The 15,270-nt window shown below is 47.9% G+C and carries 15 protein-coding genes; 14 read left to right on the forward strand and 1 reads right to left on the reverse strand.

Annotation, left to right across the window (positions count from 1 at the left end):
* The first annotated feature begins 137 nt into the window (after positions 1-137).
* The 12 genes from JOY44_RS25160 to JOY44_RS25215 all read left to right on the forward strand — a co-directional run bounded on the left by JOY44_RS25160 (position 138) and on the right by JOY44_RS25215 (position 13,424).
* Entirely contained in the window at positions 138-1,532 is a 1,395-nt protein-coding gene (locus tag JOY44_RS25160; protein WP_171576319.1) for a cation:proton antiporter, read from the forward strand.
* A 165-nt stretch (positions 1,533-1,697) separates the two neighbouring features.
* On the forward strand, positions 1,698-2,549 hold the full coding sequence (locus tag JOY44_RS25165) for a universal stress protein (protein WP_171576320.1): 852 nt from the start codon (positions 1,698-1,700) through the stop codon (positions 2,547-2,549).
* Between the two features lie 65 nt (positions 2,550-2,614).
* On the forward strand, positions 2,615-3,079 hold the full coding sequence (locus JOY44_RS25170; RefSeq protein WP_171576321.1) for a MarR family winged helix-turn-helix transcriptional regulator: 465 nt from the start codon (positions 2,615-2,617) through the stop codon (positions 3,077-3,079).
* Positions 3,080-3,200: 121 nt separating this feature from the next.
* On the forward strand, positions 3,201-3,770 hold the full coding sequence (locus tag JOY44_RS25175) for a hypothetical protein (protein ID WP_242541867.1): 570 nt from the start codon (positions 3,201-3,203) through the stop codon (positions 3,768-3,770).
* Between the two features lie 590 nt (positions 3,771-4,360).
* The gene (locus tag JOY44_RS25180) at positions 4,361-5,020 is read left to right on the forward strand and encodes a cytochrome b (RefSeq protein WP_171576323.1); all 660 of its coding nucleotides are present in this window, start codon (positions 4,361-4,363) and stop codon (positions 5,018-5,020) included.
* 189 nt (positions 5,021-5,209) lie between these two features.
* The gene (locus JOY44_RS25185) at positions 5,210-6,340 is read left to right on the forward strand and encodes a spondin domain-containing protein (protein ID WP_171576324.1); all 1,131 of its coding nucleotides are present in this window, start codon (positions 5,210-5,212) and stop codon (positions 6,338-6,340) included.
* A 130-nt stretch (positions 6,341-6,470) separates the two neighbouring features.
* Positions 6,471-6,965, forward strand: a complete 495-nt coding sequence (locus tag JOY44_RS25190; protein ID WP_171576325.1) for a thioredoxin domain-containing protein — start codon at positions 6,471-6,473, stop codon at positions 6,963-6,965.
* 95 nt (positions 6,966-7,060) lie between these two features.
* On the forward strand, positions 7,061-7,912 hold the full coding sequence (locus tag JOY44_RS25195; protein ID WP_171576326.1) for a cytochrome c biogenesis protein CcdA: 852 nt from the start codon (positions 7,061-7,063) through the stop codon (positions 7,910-7,912).
* Between the two features lies 1 nt (position 7,913).
* Entirely contained in the window at positions 7,914-8,471 is a 558-nt protein-coding gene (locus JOY44_RS25200) for a sigma-70 family RNA polymerase sigma factor (RefSeq protein ID WP_171576327.1), read from the forward strand.
* 2 nt (positions 8,472-8,473) lie between these two features.
* Positions 8,474-9,307: an anti-sigma factor domain-containing protein gene (locus JOY44_RS25205; protein WP_171576328.1), complete on the forward strand. Its 834-nt coding sequence runs from the start codon at positions 8,474-8,476 to the stop codon at positions 9,305-9,307.
* A 213-nt stretch (positions 9,308-9,520) separates the two neighbouring features.
* Positions 9,521-11,146 (forward strand): sensor histidine kinase, encoded by a 1,626-nt coding sequence (locus JOY44_RS25210; protein WP_171576329.1) that lies wholly within the window; start codon positions 9,521-9,523, stop codon positions 11,144-11,146.
* A 445-nt stretch (positions 11,147-11,591) separates the two neighbouring features.
* The gene (locus JOY44_RS25215; RefSeq protein WP_171576330.1) at positions 11,592-13,424 is read left to right on the forward strand and encodes a DUF262 domain-containing protein; all 1,833 of its coding nucleotides are present in this window, start codon (positions 11,592-11,594) and stop codon (positions 13,422-13,424) included.
* Positions 13,425-13,569: 145 nt separating this feature from the next.
* On the opposite strand, the gene JOY44_RS25220 is transcribed toward JOY44_RS25215, so the two are convergent.
* On the reverse strand, positions 13,570-14,154 hold the full coding sequence (locus tag JOY44_RS25220; protein ID WP_171576331.1) for a TetR/AcrR family transcriptional regulator: 585 nt from the start codon (positions 14,152-14,154) through the stop codon (positions 13,570-13,572).
* 103 nt (positions 14,155-14,257) lie between these two features.
* On the opposite strand from JOY44_RS25220, the gene JOY44_RS25225 reads away from it, so the two are divergent.
* On the forward strand, positions 14,258-14,752 hold the full coding sequence (locus JOY44_RS25225; RefSeq protein WP_171576332.1) for a GNAT family N-acetyltransferase: 495 nt from the start codon (positions 14,258-14,260) through the stop codon (positions 14,750-14,752).
* Between the two features lie 241 nt (positions 14,753-14,993).
* Positions 14,994-15,218 (forward strand): hypothetical protein, encoded by a 225-nt coding sequence (locus JOY44_RS25235; RefSeq protein ID WP_203032173.1) that lies wholly within the window; start codon positions 14,994-14,996, stop codon positions 15,216-15,218.
* The last annotated feature ends 52 nt before the right edge of the window (positions 15,219-15,270 follow it).

The raw sequence follows: 15,270 nt of genomic DNA on the forward strand, positions 1-15,270 counted from the left end.
AATCAACCTTGATAAGTGGACAGTCGGCGCGATCGCCTGCTGATGTAGGAACTTTATGGCATCCTGTCATACGGTAAGGTGTTGTTTCTTGCCTGTCTCACTTGATGTTGAATTGTCGTCACACCAGAATTTAACCCATGCTTTTTGCCATTGCGATCGCACCTTTACTCAACGAGCTATCGTCTCGTTTCTCTTCCTTGCCGCTTTTAGCAACGACTGAGGCAGCCAATGCGCCCATTGTTCTCACTGGCGTTTTACTGACTTTAGTTGTGATTTATATTGCCAGTAAGCTAGGCGGTGAATTGTCTAAACGGCTAGACTTACCGCCAGTCTTAGGGGAACTGATTGCAGGTGTCGTAGTAGGGGTGTCGGCGCTGCATCTGCTGATGTTTCCCGCAGGCGGTGCTCAGGCATCTGATTCTGTGATTATGACCATCCTGCAACGCATTGACCACCTGAATCCCGATGCCTTGTCGAGCATCTTTCAGTCTCAGAGCGAGGCAATCTCCATTCTGGCTGAACTGGGAGTCATCATCCTCTTATTTGAAATTGGTCTGGAATCAGACTTGCGCCAACTCAAAGAAGTAGGTTATCAGGCAACAGTCGTTGCTCTTGTGGGCGTTGCTGCGCCCTTTGCAGCGGGCACAGGTGGACTGATGTGGCTGTTTCATGTCCCAGCGATTCCGGCGATTTTTGCGGGTGCTGCCCTGACTGCCACCAGTATTGGCATTACCTCCAAGGTGCTGTCAGAACTGGGGCAGCTCAAATCCAAAGAAGGTCAGATTATTGTGGGTGCCGCTGTCATTGATGATGTGCTGGGCATCCTGGTGCTGGCGGTTGTGGCGAGTTTAGCCAAAACTGGGGCGATCGATATTGCCAATGTGATTTATCTGATTATCAGTGCCACAGTCTTCTTAATTGGTTCGATTCTTTTGGGTAGCTTCTTCAACAAAAGCTTTGTCGCCATTGTCCAAACCCTACAAACACGGGGAAATATCGTGATTCCAGCATTGACCTTTGCCTTCTTCATGGCATTCCTGGGCAATGCGATTCATCTAGAAGCCATTTTAGGTGCCTTTGCTGCGGGATTAGTGCTCGATGAAACCGACCAGCGTAATGAGTTAGATGCCCAGGTGAAGCCGATCGCTGATCTCCTTGTGCCCATTTTCTTCGTGACGGTCGGTGCCAAAGCCGATTTAAGTGTGCTCAATCCAGCCGTGCCTGAGAACCGTGCTGGGTTAGTCATTGCCGCTTTTTTGATGGTTGTAGCGATCGTGGGTAAGGTCATCACGGGTTGGTTTGTGGTGGGGCAACCAGGTATCAACCGACTGGCGATCGGCATTGGGATGATTCCACGGGGCGAAGTAGGGTTGGTATTTGCGGGCATTGGTTCTGCCAGTGGCGCACTCAGCAAGCCTTTAGAAGCCGCCATTATTATCATGGTCATTTTAACGACGTTTCTGGCACCGCCGTTTCTACGTCTTACATTTGGCGAGTCAGCACCGCAACAGTCCGTAGAATCAATCGATTAATCAGGTGAGTCCAAGTCGCCATGATCGACATTGGTTTCAGTTAGCAGATGGGCTTGATGACGCTGGCATAGTATAGAACTTAGGGAGGGAGCTATATTTTTATGAGTTTCAATGCTCTTAGCCGAAGAGTCAGTCTTTCTAACTGCAAAGAGAACCTAACTTACTATGTTTGAAAAGATTTTAATCTGCACAGATTTTGCGGATGGGTTGCATCGCCTCACCCATTTTGTCACCAGTCTAGCGGCTGGAGGCATAAAGCAAATTGTTTTTCTCCATGTTGTACCGTTGTCAGAAACAAGGACGATTCCCAAGATCGATCGTGAGCAAATAGAGCAAGCTCAAGCCCGACTGTCAGCAGCCTTTGACCATAGCCCTGCTGGAGTAGACGTGAAAGTCGAGGTGGAATCGGGACGACCTGTTGAAACCATGCTTAGAGTTGCTCAAAGTTATAAATCTGAGCTGATCGTGCTGGGTTCTCAGGGACATAGCTTATTCACTGAAAAGCTGATCGGCAGTGTAACGGCTGAGCTATCTCGTCAAACAACCATCCCATTACTCATACTGCGTCCGCAGTTAATCGGTGCCCTGACTTCTGAGGAGTTAACCCTCCGCTGTCAGCATCTGTTGCGCTATTTGCTGATCCCCTACGATGGCCATGAAGCGGCTAATTTTTTGGTGCAACAGGTAAAGCGGTTGGCTCAAAAACAGCCTGGTCGTTTTCTGGAACGCTGTAGGGTTTGCTGGATGATGAACAGCCTGCCCACCCCGTCAGAGCGTGAAACTCTATCCCAAGTTAAAGCCGACTTAGAAACCGCAAATTTACAGGTCGAAGCAGACTTTCGCCAAGGAACGGCACTGACTAAGCTTTTAGAGATGGCTCAAATGGATGAGATTAGCGCGATCGCGATCGCTTCAGGCACGCTCGGTAAATTTCAAGAGTGGTTTGTTTCTAGTTTTGCGGCAGAGTTGTTGCGTCAAAGCTGGTGTCCGGTACTCTTCTTCCCAAACATTCATTGAGGTGCTAAGGTCTTGGCTCTTTCAATACCTTGACATCTAAAATAAGTGCATATACACTTAATCCTATGGAGAAACGCACCGACCCAATCAATAAAGCTGAATTAGGTCAAGTGGTTTCAACCTGTGCCTGTTTCAATCTCCGCAAAGCTTCTCGTGCGGTAACGCATCACTTTGATGAAAGCTTGAAACCCAGTGGACTGCTGATTACCCAATTCACCATTCTGGTGGCGGTGGCAATGGCTGAAACAGGAACCATCAATGAATTAGCGGAGATTCTAGTGATGGATCGCACGACCCTAACTCGTAATCTTAAACCTCTCGACCGAGAGGGCTGGTTGAAAATCGAGCCAGGACAAGATCAGCGAACCCGTCTGGTTAGCCTTACACCTAACGGCAAAGCGGCTTTAATTAAAGCGTTACCTCTGTGGAAACAGGCTCAAGACAGTGTGGTGGAAGTTTTTGGACAGCAGCGTCTAAATATCCTGCTCTCATCTTTGACGGAAGCAACCGCGTTGGTTCGTGAAATCTAAAAATTTTCCCAAAAAGGTGTATATACACTAATTGTTGATTGCTTTGGGTTCGCTCCTCTGAGAAAAACCTGCCAAATCATGATCTTCTATGGTTTCTCTATCCTCGAAACAACGCAGCCACATGACTCAGCGATTGCTTTACACCATTATTTGCTGGGGCTTTGGGGTTGGGCTGAGCGGCTATTTTGGACTTTTTAGCTTATTCCCGCTCCCATTGTTTGCTTTGTTCGTGGCGATCGGCATCGTCACTCCCGTAGCAATTTATTACGGCAACTCGACCTTTCGAGCCTACATTCAAGGACTTCATCTGGACTACTTGACCCTATTCCACCTCTGGCGAATTCCGGCAGCCCTAATCTTCTTCTATTACGGTAGTCAGCATCTCTTACCAGTAAACTTTGTGCGGAACGCCGCTTGGGGAGATTTAATGGCGGGTCTGCTAGTATTTCTAGTGCTTGCATTGCCAAAGAATCACTGGAAATACTGGGGCTTTCACCTCTTCGGTATGACAGATTTTGTGATTGCAGTTGCCACAGGATTAACTTTTTCATTGCTTCAAGTGCCGATGATGCAGACAATCACCACTTATCCGATTGTCCTGATTCCTCTATTTGGAGTTGGTATTTCGGGGGCATCACACATCATGGCACTGGATATTCTGATTCGACGAACCACCAAAGCACTCAAGTGATTGAGGGTAAGCGAAATGCGGTATGGAGTAGCGTGTAGCGGCTGACATAAAAACGATCGATGACGCAAAGGTTATCTGTAGCCGCTACTTATAACAATAGATAGCCTGAATAATGAGGCGTTGATCCACTCAGCCGCGATCGCTCATTGCTGCTTGATGTGGTTTCGATAAATCCAAGATGGCTTCGGTTTTGTATATGAGATGAACCCTCAAGTGGGTGGCTGCTTCTGTAACAAACACCTCGTTGCAATTGAGTAGGAGGTACCTATAGGCTAATGTACACAATCGCTCTAGAAAATCCTCGGCACTAATTGATTTAACTCAAAATTCTGATTGTGGAAGAGGTGCCCATCAATCAGGATTGTTACGACTTTAAGCGAGTCAATACGACTGATGAACCTTCTCCAATGTTGGTTGCATTCGATGTCGCGTGGCTTCGCTAACGATTTTAGCCATACCTCTCATTCCGTCGCTGCATAACCTTGGAAGCGCCACTGCCTAAGCCTCACCGCTTAGGACAGATACTTCCGTTTGCCCTTGATGTTGTCTGGTTAGTCTCTCAACCTTAACTTTTTCTGGAGCCAAATCATATGGGTTTAGCAACGATCGCCAAAGAGCCGAATTCTATCGAGAAGCCCCAGCGCCAGAACAGTAAATTCAAACATCTCATGCTGCTGCATTGGATGATGGCAAGTCTTCTGATTCTGTTGTACCTCACAGGTGTCTATGTTGCCCATCCCCCTCAAGCAAACTTCACCAAGTGGCTCAGTCCTTTTCTGCATCAATCCATTGGAACTCTGTTTTTGTTAATGCTGGTAGCGCGGATTTTCTTACTTCTGCGAGTGATCGGATCAAAATACTCCAGACGGTTGCCAAACGTCACTCCGACCTGGCTAAAAACGACTGCTTTGCACACCGTCCTCTATCTTCTCATGCTGATTGTGCCTCTCACTGGTTTCTTTTTGCGGAATTGCCAAGGACTACATACAACTTTCTTTGGCATTTCAGTCCCGTCTGTCCTTGCGGCGAACGATAACTGGGCTGGATCAATGAGAAGTGCCCACTTTGGGGTTTCTTACATGTTTCTGGTGTTCATTGGTCTGCATTTGCTGATGCACTGGAAGTTTGTGCGATCGCGCTTGAGAAGATTTTTTCCAGTCTCCAAGAAGGCTTATTTGCCAGCCGAAATTGCTGCCATAACCACAAAACCTGTAGCTGAACCTCTGGCACAGAACAATTCTAGAGAGTAAAGAGCGGGTTTGGGACAAAACCAAATTCAAGCAATCCAATTTGGTTTCAGCCTTGTATATCAAGTGAATCCTCGAACAGGTAGCGAGTTTTACCGTTGGTCGCCCTCCGCCTCTGAAACCGCAAGACCTATCTGCCACCAGGATTCGTTCTTCATCAATCTCAACTAATTATTCTCAAGGCACAAAATCATGCAAACTCAACTGACGATCGAAATCGAGAATCTAGCCCCGACAAACGGTACCCTACTGACTCCAGTTTGGTTTGGGATTCACAATGGCACGTTTGATACCTACGATCGCGGTCGCCCGGTTTCTCCTGGATTAGAGAGCATTGCAGAAGATGGCGCGGTGGATATCATCAGCCGCGAGTTTAATCTAGCGGGGTTTGGCACGGTGCAAGGCGCAGTGCTTGGATTGGCAGGCGCTCCAGGACCCATTGATGCAGGCGAAACGGGAAGCTTTACCGTCACCGTAGACTGGAGCGATCCGACCAGCCGCTACTTTAGCTACGCTTCTATGATCATTCCCAGCAATGATTTCTTTATATCTAACGGCAACGAACGGGCACACCAGATCTTTGATGACCAGGGCAATTTTTTAGGAGCCGACTTCACAGTTCTCGGTAGCCAGGTGTTAGATGCTGGCAGCGAAGTCAATGATGAGATTCCAGCAAATACCGCCTTCTTTGGACAGCAAGCTCCCAATACGGGTGTGACCGAAAATGGGGTAGTTCAGTTGGCAACCGGGTTTATTCCAGGTGGGCCAATTCTCAGCACTCCTCAATTTGCCAACGCTGATTTTACCGCGCCTAACTATCAAATCGCCCGCTTCCGCATTTTCAACACGATCAATGGAGACGATGGTAGAGATAACCTGACCGGAACCGATCGCGACGATTTGATCAACGGCAATGGGGGCAACGATCGCCTGTATGGTGGACTGGGCAACGATAAGTTGTTTGGTGGCTTGGGAAATGACCTTCTGGAAGGCGGGGCGGGCAATGATTATTTGTATGGCAACGAGGGCAACGATCGCTTGCGGGGCGGCATTGGAGACGATTACCTCTCCGGTGGTATCGGATTCAACACACTGACAGGCGGTGCTGGCAGCGACACCTTTGCCCTGTCCACAGGCACAGGCTTCGATACGATCACCGACTTTGGTGAACAGGATCGCATCAGCTTGCCCAGTGGTTTGCGATTTCAGGATGTAACCCTTACCTCACTGGGTCGCAACACCCTGGTTAGTTTCGGAAGTGACGAACTGGTCACATTGCGAAATGTAAATATCGCTCGAATCACGGATTCTGTCTTTGTCTAAGCAAACTGAATGGATCACTTATAGAGGTTTGTAAGAAAGGCATCTTGCGTTACTCTCAGGCAAGATGCCTTAAATCCATTTTGGTTCTGGCTTTGTATATCAAATGAACCCTAATTGATGAGGTTAAACGATGAACCGTTCTCTTAAGTCATTCCTATTCCTGAGTCTGGGTGTTAGCAGCGTGATTGCTGCTTTTGGTTTAACAACCTTGGTGAATGCCAAACCAGAATTGAGCATTTCTCAACCGGTTCAAATTGCAGGCGCAATGGCAAAACCGCTGGCTCAACAATTGCAAGGAAAACCTGTGGTTGTAGATATTTACGCGAGTTGGTGCCCAGGATGTAAAAATATTGCGCCTACCTTATCCAGCTTGAAGCAGAAATATCAGGGTAAGGCACACTTTGTTGTGTTGGATGTCACCGATCGCGGCACTACACAAATGGCTGAGGCGAAAGCGAAACAATTGGGGCTGAGTGAGTTCTTGATGGCAAATAAAACCCAAACGTCGATGGTTGCCATCATTGATCCTGCTACGGGCAAAGTGTTGAAGCAGTTCCGCAACAATCCCAATCAAGGAGATTATGTGGCAGTTCTCGATCCTGCGATCGCCCAAATGAAGAAGTAGATTTAAGAATCTTAGATTTTGAATTTTAGATTCAATCCAAAATCCAAGCAAGCTTCCGAAAGACACCTCATTGATATTTCTGCAACAACTAACCCATGACTCAAAAAGATTCTGAGTTGCCAGTGTCTACTCACCATCGATCGCTCCATCGATCTCGAAAGTGGCTACTGCCCGTGGTTCTGTTTGTTGGAGCCGGATTGCTTGTGCTAATGGGCGATCGGTTCACAGCAATCTCCACTGGCATCGACTACTTCATTTCCGTGGTTGAGAACACCTATCAGCAGTGGTTTGAGCGACAGGACACTAGCAATCCCTTCATTCTATTAACTCTGGCGTTTCTAGGCGGATTGCTTGCCAGCTTTTCCCCCTGCATCCTGGCACTGCTGCCCGTGAACCTGAGCTACATCGGTACGCTCAAAGTCACGTCTCGTTGGGATGCATTCGTGAAAGCGGGTTGGTTTGTTTTGGGAACGGTGACGGTCTTAAGCTTATTTGGATTGCTCTCTTCCTTTGCGACCGCCGTGATTGTGGACTTTAAAGGAGTGGTGCATCTGATTATCGGTATCGTCATCCTGCTGATGGGGTTGAGCTTTGCCGGAATCATTCATCTGCCGTTACCCCAAACCCAGGTCTCTCTGCCTATTCCAGGTTCTTATGGGGTGGGTGTAACTTTTGCTCTGGTTAGTTCACCGTGTGCCAGTCCAGTATTGTTTGCGGTACTGGCTGCTTCTGCTGCAAGTGGTTCACAGATTCTCAGTGTGCTGACAATGGTGAGTTATGCCCTGGGATACACAGCGATTATCTTTTTCGCCAGCTTGTTTGCCGGACTGGCGAAGCAAAGCCGGGTGTTGCTCCGGCATTCTGATTGGGTGGTGGGTGTGGGAAGTGTCATATTGATTTTGGCAGGGGCATACTATGTGGTCAGTGGAATTCGCTGGTTCTTCTAACATGGCACTAGCAGACCATGAGGATACAACGGTGATTCGGGCGATGCGATCAGGTGATCTGGCTGCCCTAAAAGTGCTCTACCGCCGCTATGGCGAAGTGGTTTACCGTCTGGCATTGCGGATTTTAGGCAACGCTCACGAAGCCGAAGACTTGACTCAGGAAGTGTTTCTTACCTTCTGGCGCACCAAAACCTACGATCCGGCTCGCGGTTCTGTGGTGGCGTTTCTGCTGACGATGACGCGATCGCGGTCAATCAACCGCTTAAATCAGGTGAAATCGAAGCAAAAACTTCTGCAACGCTGGCAGCATAACCAATCGCCGAATGCGCCGAATGCCCCTCTAGAAAATGCCTCTCTAACGGAACTCTCACATCACGTCTCAGAGGCATTGCAAGCCTTACCTGACAGCCAGCGGCAAGTATTAGAGATGGCTTACTATGATGGGCTGAGTCAGTCGGAGATTACTGAGCAGTTGAAGATTCCGCTCGGAACGGTAAAGACGCGATCGCGTCAGGGACTCTTAAAACTAAAACAACTTTTAAAGGATTGGATGGAGTAACGATGGCACCCCTTGAGCCTTCTGAACAATTGGAAAACCTGCTTGCAGGGTACGTTCTAGGCGATCTGACTCCTGAAGAAGCCGTTCAGGTGAAACAGTTGCTGGATCACAACCCAGATCTGTTAATAGAGCTGCGTCGGCTAGAATCGACCCTAGCAGTAATACCATTGTCGTTGCCTGTCTCCTCACCATCTCAGCAGCTAGAAACGCGGATTCTGCAAGCGGCTGAGGCAGAAGCCTCTCCTGCGACCCGTTCTCCCGCAAAAACAAGGAGTTGGATGAGATTGTCATGGAAATGGGGAGGCGCGATCGCCGCTGTGATGATTGCAGGTTTAGGCATTGAAACCTATCGGCTGCATCAGAAATTAGCAGCAACCGAACTCGAAAATCATCATCTACATCAACAGTTGGCAACTGCCCAGGCAACCCTCGATCGCATTCGTCAAACCGAGTTGGCAACGACCCGCAAAGAGCTATCCCGCTATCAGCAAGCAGTAAACCTGCTGCGTCAACCAAAGAATCGCTTTTTGACCTTGATCGGCACAAATCCAAAGTTGCATTCTTCTGGAAGCCTGATTATGGTTCCCACAAAGAGTTCTGCCCTGTTGGTCTTGCGGGATGTTGCCCCATTACCGAAGGGTAAAGTTTATCGCCTGTGGGCGTTGGTGGATGGGCGGAAAGTGACTTGTGGCGATTTTGAGCCGAACGATCGCGGTGAGGTATTTTTGGAACTACCGCTGGATCAATGGGGCGGGACTACAGAAGTTGTGGTCACGATTGAACCAGACCGGGCGCTGTCAATGCCTGTAGGCGAAATGGTCATCACTGGCAGCTAAGCGGTTGACGGCTGGGGTCATTAGGGTTTTGGATCAGCACTGGTTTGTGACGATCGTCGCTTAAAGTTAGGCTTAAAGTTAGACAGTGGGAAGCAAAGCAGAAAGGAGCGATCGCTCTAGATCCCAGGCTAAGTTAACCTAACCGAAGGAATCGCCCCCTCCGCTCGGCTTCAAAACCGTGCTTGCGCTATCTAACTCACCTTGATCGATGCTATGAAATTGCTTGCCCATCGTCTCCTGTCAACGTTTACATCGCGCTTATCACGGCAGATGGGCTTGTGGGTTTTTATAGGCATTTTAGGGATTGAAGTCCTGGTTTTTGTGCCATCTGCTTACCGTCGCAAGGGTGAACAGCTAACCACGATCGCCATGACGGCGAAGGCAACGATCAATGCACTGGCGATAGCGGATGCAGAAATTTCTGGATTTGCCAAGCACCTGCCGCATCTGCAACAAGATGTCGGGATGCAAGGAGGCGCAATCTATCGTGCCGATGGTCGTCTCATCAGGCAGTACGGAGAAAGTGCAACGTTCAGCTTTGAGCAAGCGAAAGCAGGCCAAAACACACTCCACTATGACTCTCCTTGGCGTTATGAAATTGCCTATTCGGTCACGCTTCAGGATGATACCTACTATCTCCTGCTGTCCTATGATGCAACGCGGGTAGCTGAAGATTTAGTAGCATTTTCAGGGCGAATTTTGGGGTTGGTTCTACTGATTTCAGCGAGTGTTACGGCGTTGATGATGTGGATTGTAAACCATCGTCTGATTCATCCCATTTTGGTATTGCAGGCGGATGTGCGGCGAGCGGGGGACTCCATTGACCAAGCCCAACCATTTCAGGATTTCGTGTCATTACAGTATCAAATTCAAAATGAATTGCAAGAAGTGATTCAAGCCTGCCATCAAACCCATCAGAAAACGGTGGATGAGATCGTCCTACGGAAACAATCCGAAGCCAATCTGCGCCAAATCGCAGGTCAGTTAGAGATTGCCCTCAACAATCTTCAGCAAACTCAAGCCCAATTGATTCACACCGAGAAAATGTCCTCGCTGGGTCAACTCAGCGCTGGGTTTGCCCACGAAATCAACAATCCGATTAATTTTATTCGCGCGAACTTAACGCACCTTGCGAATTACACTCAAGATTTACTCGCCGTAATTTCCCAGTATCAACAAGAACCCGCTCAGCCATCCGCCGCCTTACAAGAAAAAATTCAAGCGATTGATCTCAACTTTATTCAGGCGGATATGCCAAGGCTGATCCAGTCGATGGCATCAGGTGCAGAACGCATTCGTAATCTCGTCATCTCATTTCGGAATTTTACCCGACTCGATGAAGCGGATCATAAAGCAGTAGATATTCACGAAGGACTAGAAAGCACTCTGATTCTGCTACAAGAACGTTTCGCTCCTACCGATCTGCGTCCGGCAATTCAAATTCAGCGGGAATATGGTATTTTGCCGACAATACCTTGTTATCCCAGTCAACTTAATCAAGCCTTTTTCTATCTGCTGACTAATGCGATCGAGGCAATTGATCAAGCCGTTCAAATCACAAATTTGACCAATATTGAATCGCCAATTATCCAAATCATCACTGAAGAGGACAATCTTAATATTACGATTTCAATTCTTGACAATGGCATTGGCATTGCACCAGAGATTCAGTCCAAAATCTTTGATCCTTTTTTCACCACCAAAGATGTCGGCAAAGGCATGGGACTGGGGCTGACAAACAGTTATCAAATCATTGCCGAACTCCATCGAGGCGTTCTCGCGTACCATTCCCCCGGCAAGCAAGGGGCTACTTTTACGATTACGCTCCCCAAAGCTTAGGAATGAGAATCATTCAGTATTTTTTAAGCAAGTTCTCAAATTCTCCAGCAAAATTCTCAGCCAGCTATCAGCTTCCGATTAGATCGCTCAGTCATAATAGGGGCAAAGGTAGCGTAGACACTGTTGGCGAAACATTGCTTAACGCACTGAGAGACCTGAACTGCTGTCGTTCCTTAGCTGAAAGTCATTGATTTTGTAAGTCGAGTAACGACGGAATAGGTAGTTCAGCTATGAAGAAATAATTCGCCAACAGTGTCGTCTTAGACCTTATGAAACGCTGGAATACCTGGCATGAAGTTTCTTGACGTTTCTCGACTATGCAGCGTTTGCTGGAGTCGGAGACAAAGACTAAGTAGCTTCTTAAAGTAAGACTCACGTATCTCGTCGTGGAATATACCTTTTCGAGGGGTCATGCAAAGAACCCCATTTTCGGCTGAGGAAGTGCATGAAGGAAATTCGCGGAGAAGCCAGAACCATTCGTCAACTGCTGAGTGGGAATAAGTACTCAATTGACTACTACCAGCGTGAGTACAAGTGGCACACCAAGCAGGTGATTGAGCTACTGGAAGATCTGGCAGCCAAATTCCTTGATGATTTTGACATTGCCCATGACCGCAGTGAAGTGGAGAAGTACGGTCATTATTTCCTTGGTTCGATTATTATTAGCCAGAAGCAAACACAAAAGTTCATCATTGATGGTCAGCAACGTCTTACGACGCTCACGTTGCTACTGATTTTTCTGCACAACCTTCAACGGGAAAAAGACATTGCTGGAAAGCTGTCCGAATTAATCTTTTCGGAGAAATACGACCAGAAGTCTTTCAATCTAAATGTTGAAGAACGCACCCCGGCAATGGAGGCGCTGTTTAACCAGCAACCGTTTGATGATACGGAACAGCCTGAATCTGTCAAAAACATTTTGGCTCGTTACCTCGACATAGAAAAGCATTTTCCAGAGGACTTGTCCGGCGAGGCATTATCCTATTTTGTGGATTGGTTGATCGAGAACGTCCACATGGTGGAGATTACAGCTTACTCAGATGAGGATGCTTACACCATCTTTGAGACTATGAACGATCGTGGGTTGTCGCTAACCCCTACGGATATGCTCAAGGGTTTTATCCTGGCTAATGTTAGTGAAGATGATAAAAAGCATAAGGCCAACCAGATTTGGAAGAACCGGGTAGCAGAGCTAGTGGATCTTGGCAAAGATGAAGACGCCGATGCCTTCAAGACTTGGTTACGCAGTCAATATGCCCGAACTATCAGGGAGCGGAAGAAAGGCGCTACGCCTGGCGAGTTTGATCGACTCGGAACGGAGTTTCACCGTTGGGTTCGGGAACATCAAAAAGAGATTGGACTGAACAAGAGTGCAGATTTCTTCCGTTTTGTGGAACGAGACATGGCATTCTACACGAGACAGTACATGCGCTTGCGTCGAGCGGCCAGAAGCCTGACACCCGGTTTAGAAGAAGTTTTCTATAACGCTCAGCATGAGTTCACGTTGCAATACCCGCTCTTGCTGGCTCCCCTGACACCGGATGATGATGCCACAACAGTTGATAAAAAGCTGTGCTTGGTGGGGACTTTCCTGGATATTCTAATTGCCCGTCGTTTGTGGAACTTTCGCGTGATTGCTTATTCGACTATGCAATACGCTATGTTCCTGGTGATGCGGGATATTCGTGGTCAGACGGTGACCGGTCTAGCCGATATTTTACGGCTCAAGTTAGATGAGAATCAGGAGACCTTTATTTCCAACGATCGCTTGCGGTTGCACCAACAAAACCGTAATGCCGTTCACCAGTTTTTGGCCCGGATTACTAACCATATCGAGCAGCAGTCTGGTTTGCCATCCCGGTATCGAGAGTATGTTTCTGGGGCTGGACCTAACCGCTACGAGGTTGAGCATATCTGGGCAAATATGCCTGATCGTTACACTGAGGAGTTTCCTCAAGAGACCGACTTTTACGAATACCGCAACCGCATAGGTGGTTTACTGTTGCTGCCCAAATCATTTAACGCCAGCTATGGGGCATTGCCCTATGACAAGAAACTACCGGAGTACCTTAAGCAGAATATCCTGGTGCAGTCTTTGAATCCTGATTGTTACAGCCACAATCCAGGTTTTCTGCGATACATCCAAAAGACGGCTTTGCCGTTTACTCCTCATACCCAATTTACCAAGGCTGGCCTAGACGCTCGACAGATGCTTTACCAAAAGTTGGCAGAGGAGATTTGGAATCCAGATAGACTTACTAAGATATTGGAAAGGTAAGTTTGGGGTCGAGATGACATAAGGGCAAAAAGGTGCCAGATGACCTAGAAGCCTCGTCTAGGCTGAGTTTGAAAAAAGCAATATCTTTAAAGGCTTAAACTATTGAAGTCTGGCTGACTGACACATCTTGTCAGATGAGGGGTGTTTAGGATAATGCTCGTAAAGCGTGGATATGTTGATGCACAAGATATCGTTGTTGCTCTGCTGAAAACTGCTCAGGGCAGATCACAACTCCAGTGCCAATGCCATCCACTAGAGCGATGAGTGCATTTGCTTCAAGGATCAAATCTAAATCGGCTCGGATCAGCTTAGCCGCCTGTAACTCAGCCAACTCTTGATAAAGAATTTGCCGAATGTGATCATAGCGTTTTTGATGCTGCTGAATCAGGTGATCGTGCCCGATTGAGTAGCCCAAAAATGCGATCCAAACTTTCCAATCATCCCTACCACTGTCTTCCAAAGGTAGAGCAGCAAAAATCATTTGCTCTAATCGGTCGCTTCCCTGTCGCTTCCCAGCACAAGCTCTCATGTACTCTAAAGTGTTTTCAACCACTTGTTCTAGAGCAAATAAGATGAGTTCTTCCTTATCTCGGAAGTAGTGAGTGACAACTCCAGTGGAAGAACCCAGTTCTTGCGCGATCGCCCGCATACTGGCGCGATCCAACCCTTCTCGAACAATCACTCGCCATGCCGCTTGAGCCACTTCAATACGGCGATCGTCATACCCCATAGCATTCCTCAGTTCTCAGCCATACATCGCAGCTATCTTGACTTACATCATAACAGTTGTTATGTTTCTGTATGACATAACAACTGTTATCATTTTTGCCCTTATGATTAGACTGAGCAAGCCCAATGACATGGCTGCGATACTGTCCATCGCCGAGGCGATCGGTTTTCAGCCAGGTGAACTGGAGGTGGTGAATCAACTGCTGACCGATTATTTTATTGATGGTGACGGTCGTGATCCTCTACAAAACGGTAACACCCAACGGTTCTGGCTCACCCATGACCAAGACAACGATGGGAGCATCGGAGTGGCTTACTGTGAACCGGAACGGATGACGGATCAAACTTGGAATCTGCAGCTGATCGCGGTTCACCCCGCTCACCAGGGACAGGGACACGGTGGCAAGCTATTGCGCCATGTCGAAGAAACGTTGAAAGCGCGTGGTGGACGAATGCTGCTGGTGGAAACCTTAGCGAGCTTCGATTTAGTACAAAAGTTTTATGTAAAGTATGGCTACGAAGAAGAGGCACGGATTCGTGACTTTTATGCAGCAGGTGATGACAAGGTTGTGTTCCGTAAAGTATTGACTGTAAACTAGCAAACGACTTCAGCGATCGCGCTCCATCAAGCCTAGCAGCCACTTACCAGGCTGCTTTTTAATTCATTGTCGAAGAGTCAGCAGACTCGATTCCTAAAATGTGCGCTCTAATTCCTGCCGCTGTCTCTTCAGATAGTCCAGGCTTGACCCTACGCACATCGCCTTTTGGCAGTACTCCTTTGAAGCTGTCGCCAATCCGCTCTCTAGCTGCACGAATTTCATCAGCGGTGACCTGCACTAAATGATGGGGAATGATGCCAGCAGCCGCGAACGTCTTAGCCGCCTCCAGAAATCCATCGGCTTACCGAGAACACGCTTGATCGCCCATCGGGGAGTGTCAGGGCAAATCTTACGAACTGTCTCTTTGCTTTCAGTTGTGCCGTTTGCATTTTGCTTTCGCTCGATTGCGCCCTTGTATAGCAATAGAGAAATTTTGGTCGCTAAGCCTAGAAAGCCTACTGCTTAAGGCTTCTAGCAATTGCTTTGATTGGGCACTTGATTGTGTTGACTGTCCCATT

Source organism: Leptolyngbya sp. Cla-17 (genome assembly GCF_016807185.1).
In the GTDB taxonomy this organism is placed as follows: domain Bacteria; phylum Cyanobacteriota; class Cyanobacteriia; order Leptolyngbyales; family Leptolyngbyaceae; genus ULC077BIN1.

Excerpts from the sequence above, each read along its gene's own strand:
- JOY44_RS25160 (WP_171576319.1), top strand. The coding sequence starts at position 138 with ATGCTTTTTGCCATTGCGATCGCACCTTTACTCAACGAGCTATCGTCT.
- JOY44_RS25165 (WP_171576320.1), top strand. The coding sequence starts at position 1,698 with ATGTTTGAAAAGATTTTAATCTGCACAGATTTTGCGGATGGGTTGCAT.
- JOY44_RS25170 (WP_171576321.1), top strand. The coding sequence starts at position 2,615 with ATGGAGAAACGCACCGACCCAATCAATAAAGCTGAATTAGGTCAAGTG.
- JOY44_RS25175 (WP_242541867.1), top strand. The coding sequence starts at position 3,201 with ATGACTCAGCGATTGCTTTACACCATTATTTGCTGGGGCTTTGGGGTT.
- JOY44_RS25180 (WP_171576323.1), top strand. The coding sequence starts at position 4,361 with ATGGGTTTAGCAACGATCGCCAAAGAGCCGAATTCTATCGAGAAGCCC.
- JOY44_RS25185 (WP_171576324.1), top strand. The coding sequence starts at position 5,210 with ATGCAAACTCAACTGACGATCGAAATCGAGAATCTAGCCCCGACAAAC.
- JOY44_RS25190 (WP_171576325.1), top strand. The coding sequence starts at position 6,471 with ATGAACCGTTCTCTTAAGTCATTCCTATTCCTGAGTCTGGGTGTTAGC.
- JOY44_RS25195 (WP_171576326.1), top strand. The coding sequence starts at position 7,061 with ATGACTCAAAAAGATTCTGAGTTGCCAGTGTCTACTCACCATCGATCG.
- JOY44_RS25200 (WP_171576327.1), top strand. The coding sequence starts at position 7,914 with ATGGCACTAGCAGACCATGAGGATACAACGGTGATTCGGGCGATGCGA.
- JOY44_RS25205 (WP_171576328.1), top strand. The coding sequence starts at position 8,474 with ATGGCACCCCTTGAGCCTTCTGAACAATTGGAAAACCTGCTTGCAGGG.
- JOY44_RS25210 (WP_171576329.1), top strand. The coding sequence starts at position 9,521 with ATGAAATTGCTTGCCCATCGTCTCCTGTCAACGTTTACATCGCGCTTA.
- JOY44_RS25215 (WP_171576330.1), top strand. The coding sequence starts at position 11,592 with ATGAAGGAAATTCGCGGAGAAGCCAGAACCATTCGTCAACTGCTGAGT.
- JOY44_RS25220 (WP_171576331.1), bottom strand. The coding sequence starts at position 14,154 with ATGGGGTATGACGATCGCCGTATTGAAGTGGCTCAAGCGGCATGGCGA.
- JOY44_RS25225 (WP_171576332.1), top strand. The coding sequence starts at position 14,258 with ATGATTAGACTGAGCAAGCCCAATGACATGGCTGCGATACTGTCCATC.
- JOY44_RS25235 (WP_203032173.1), top strand. The coding sequence starts at position 14,994 with ATGATGGGGAATGATGCCAGCAGCCGCGAACGTCTTAGCCGCCTCCAG.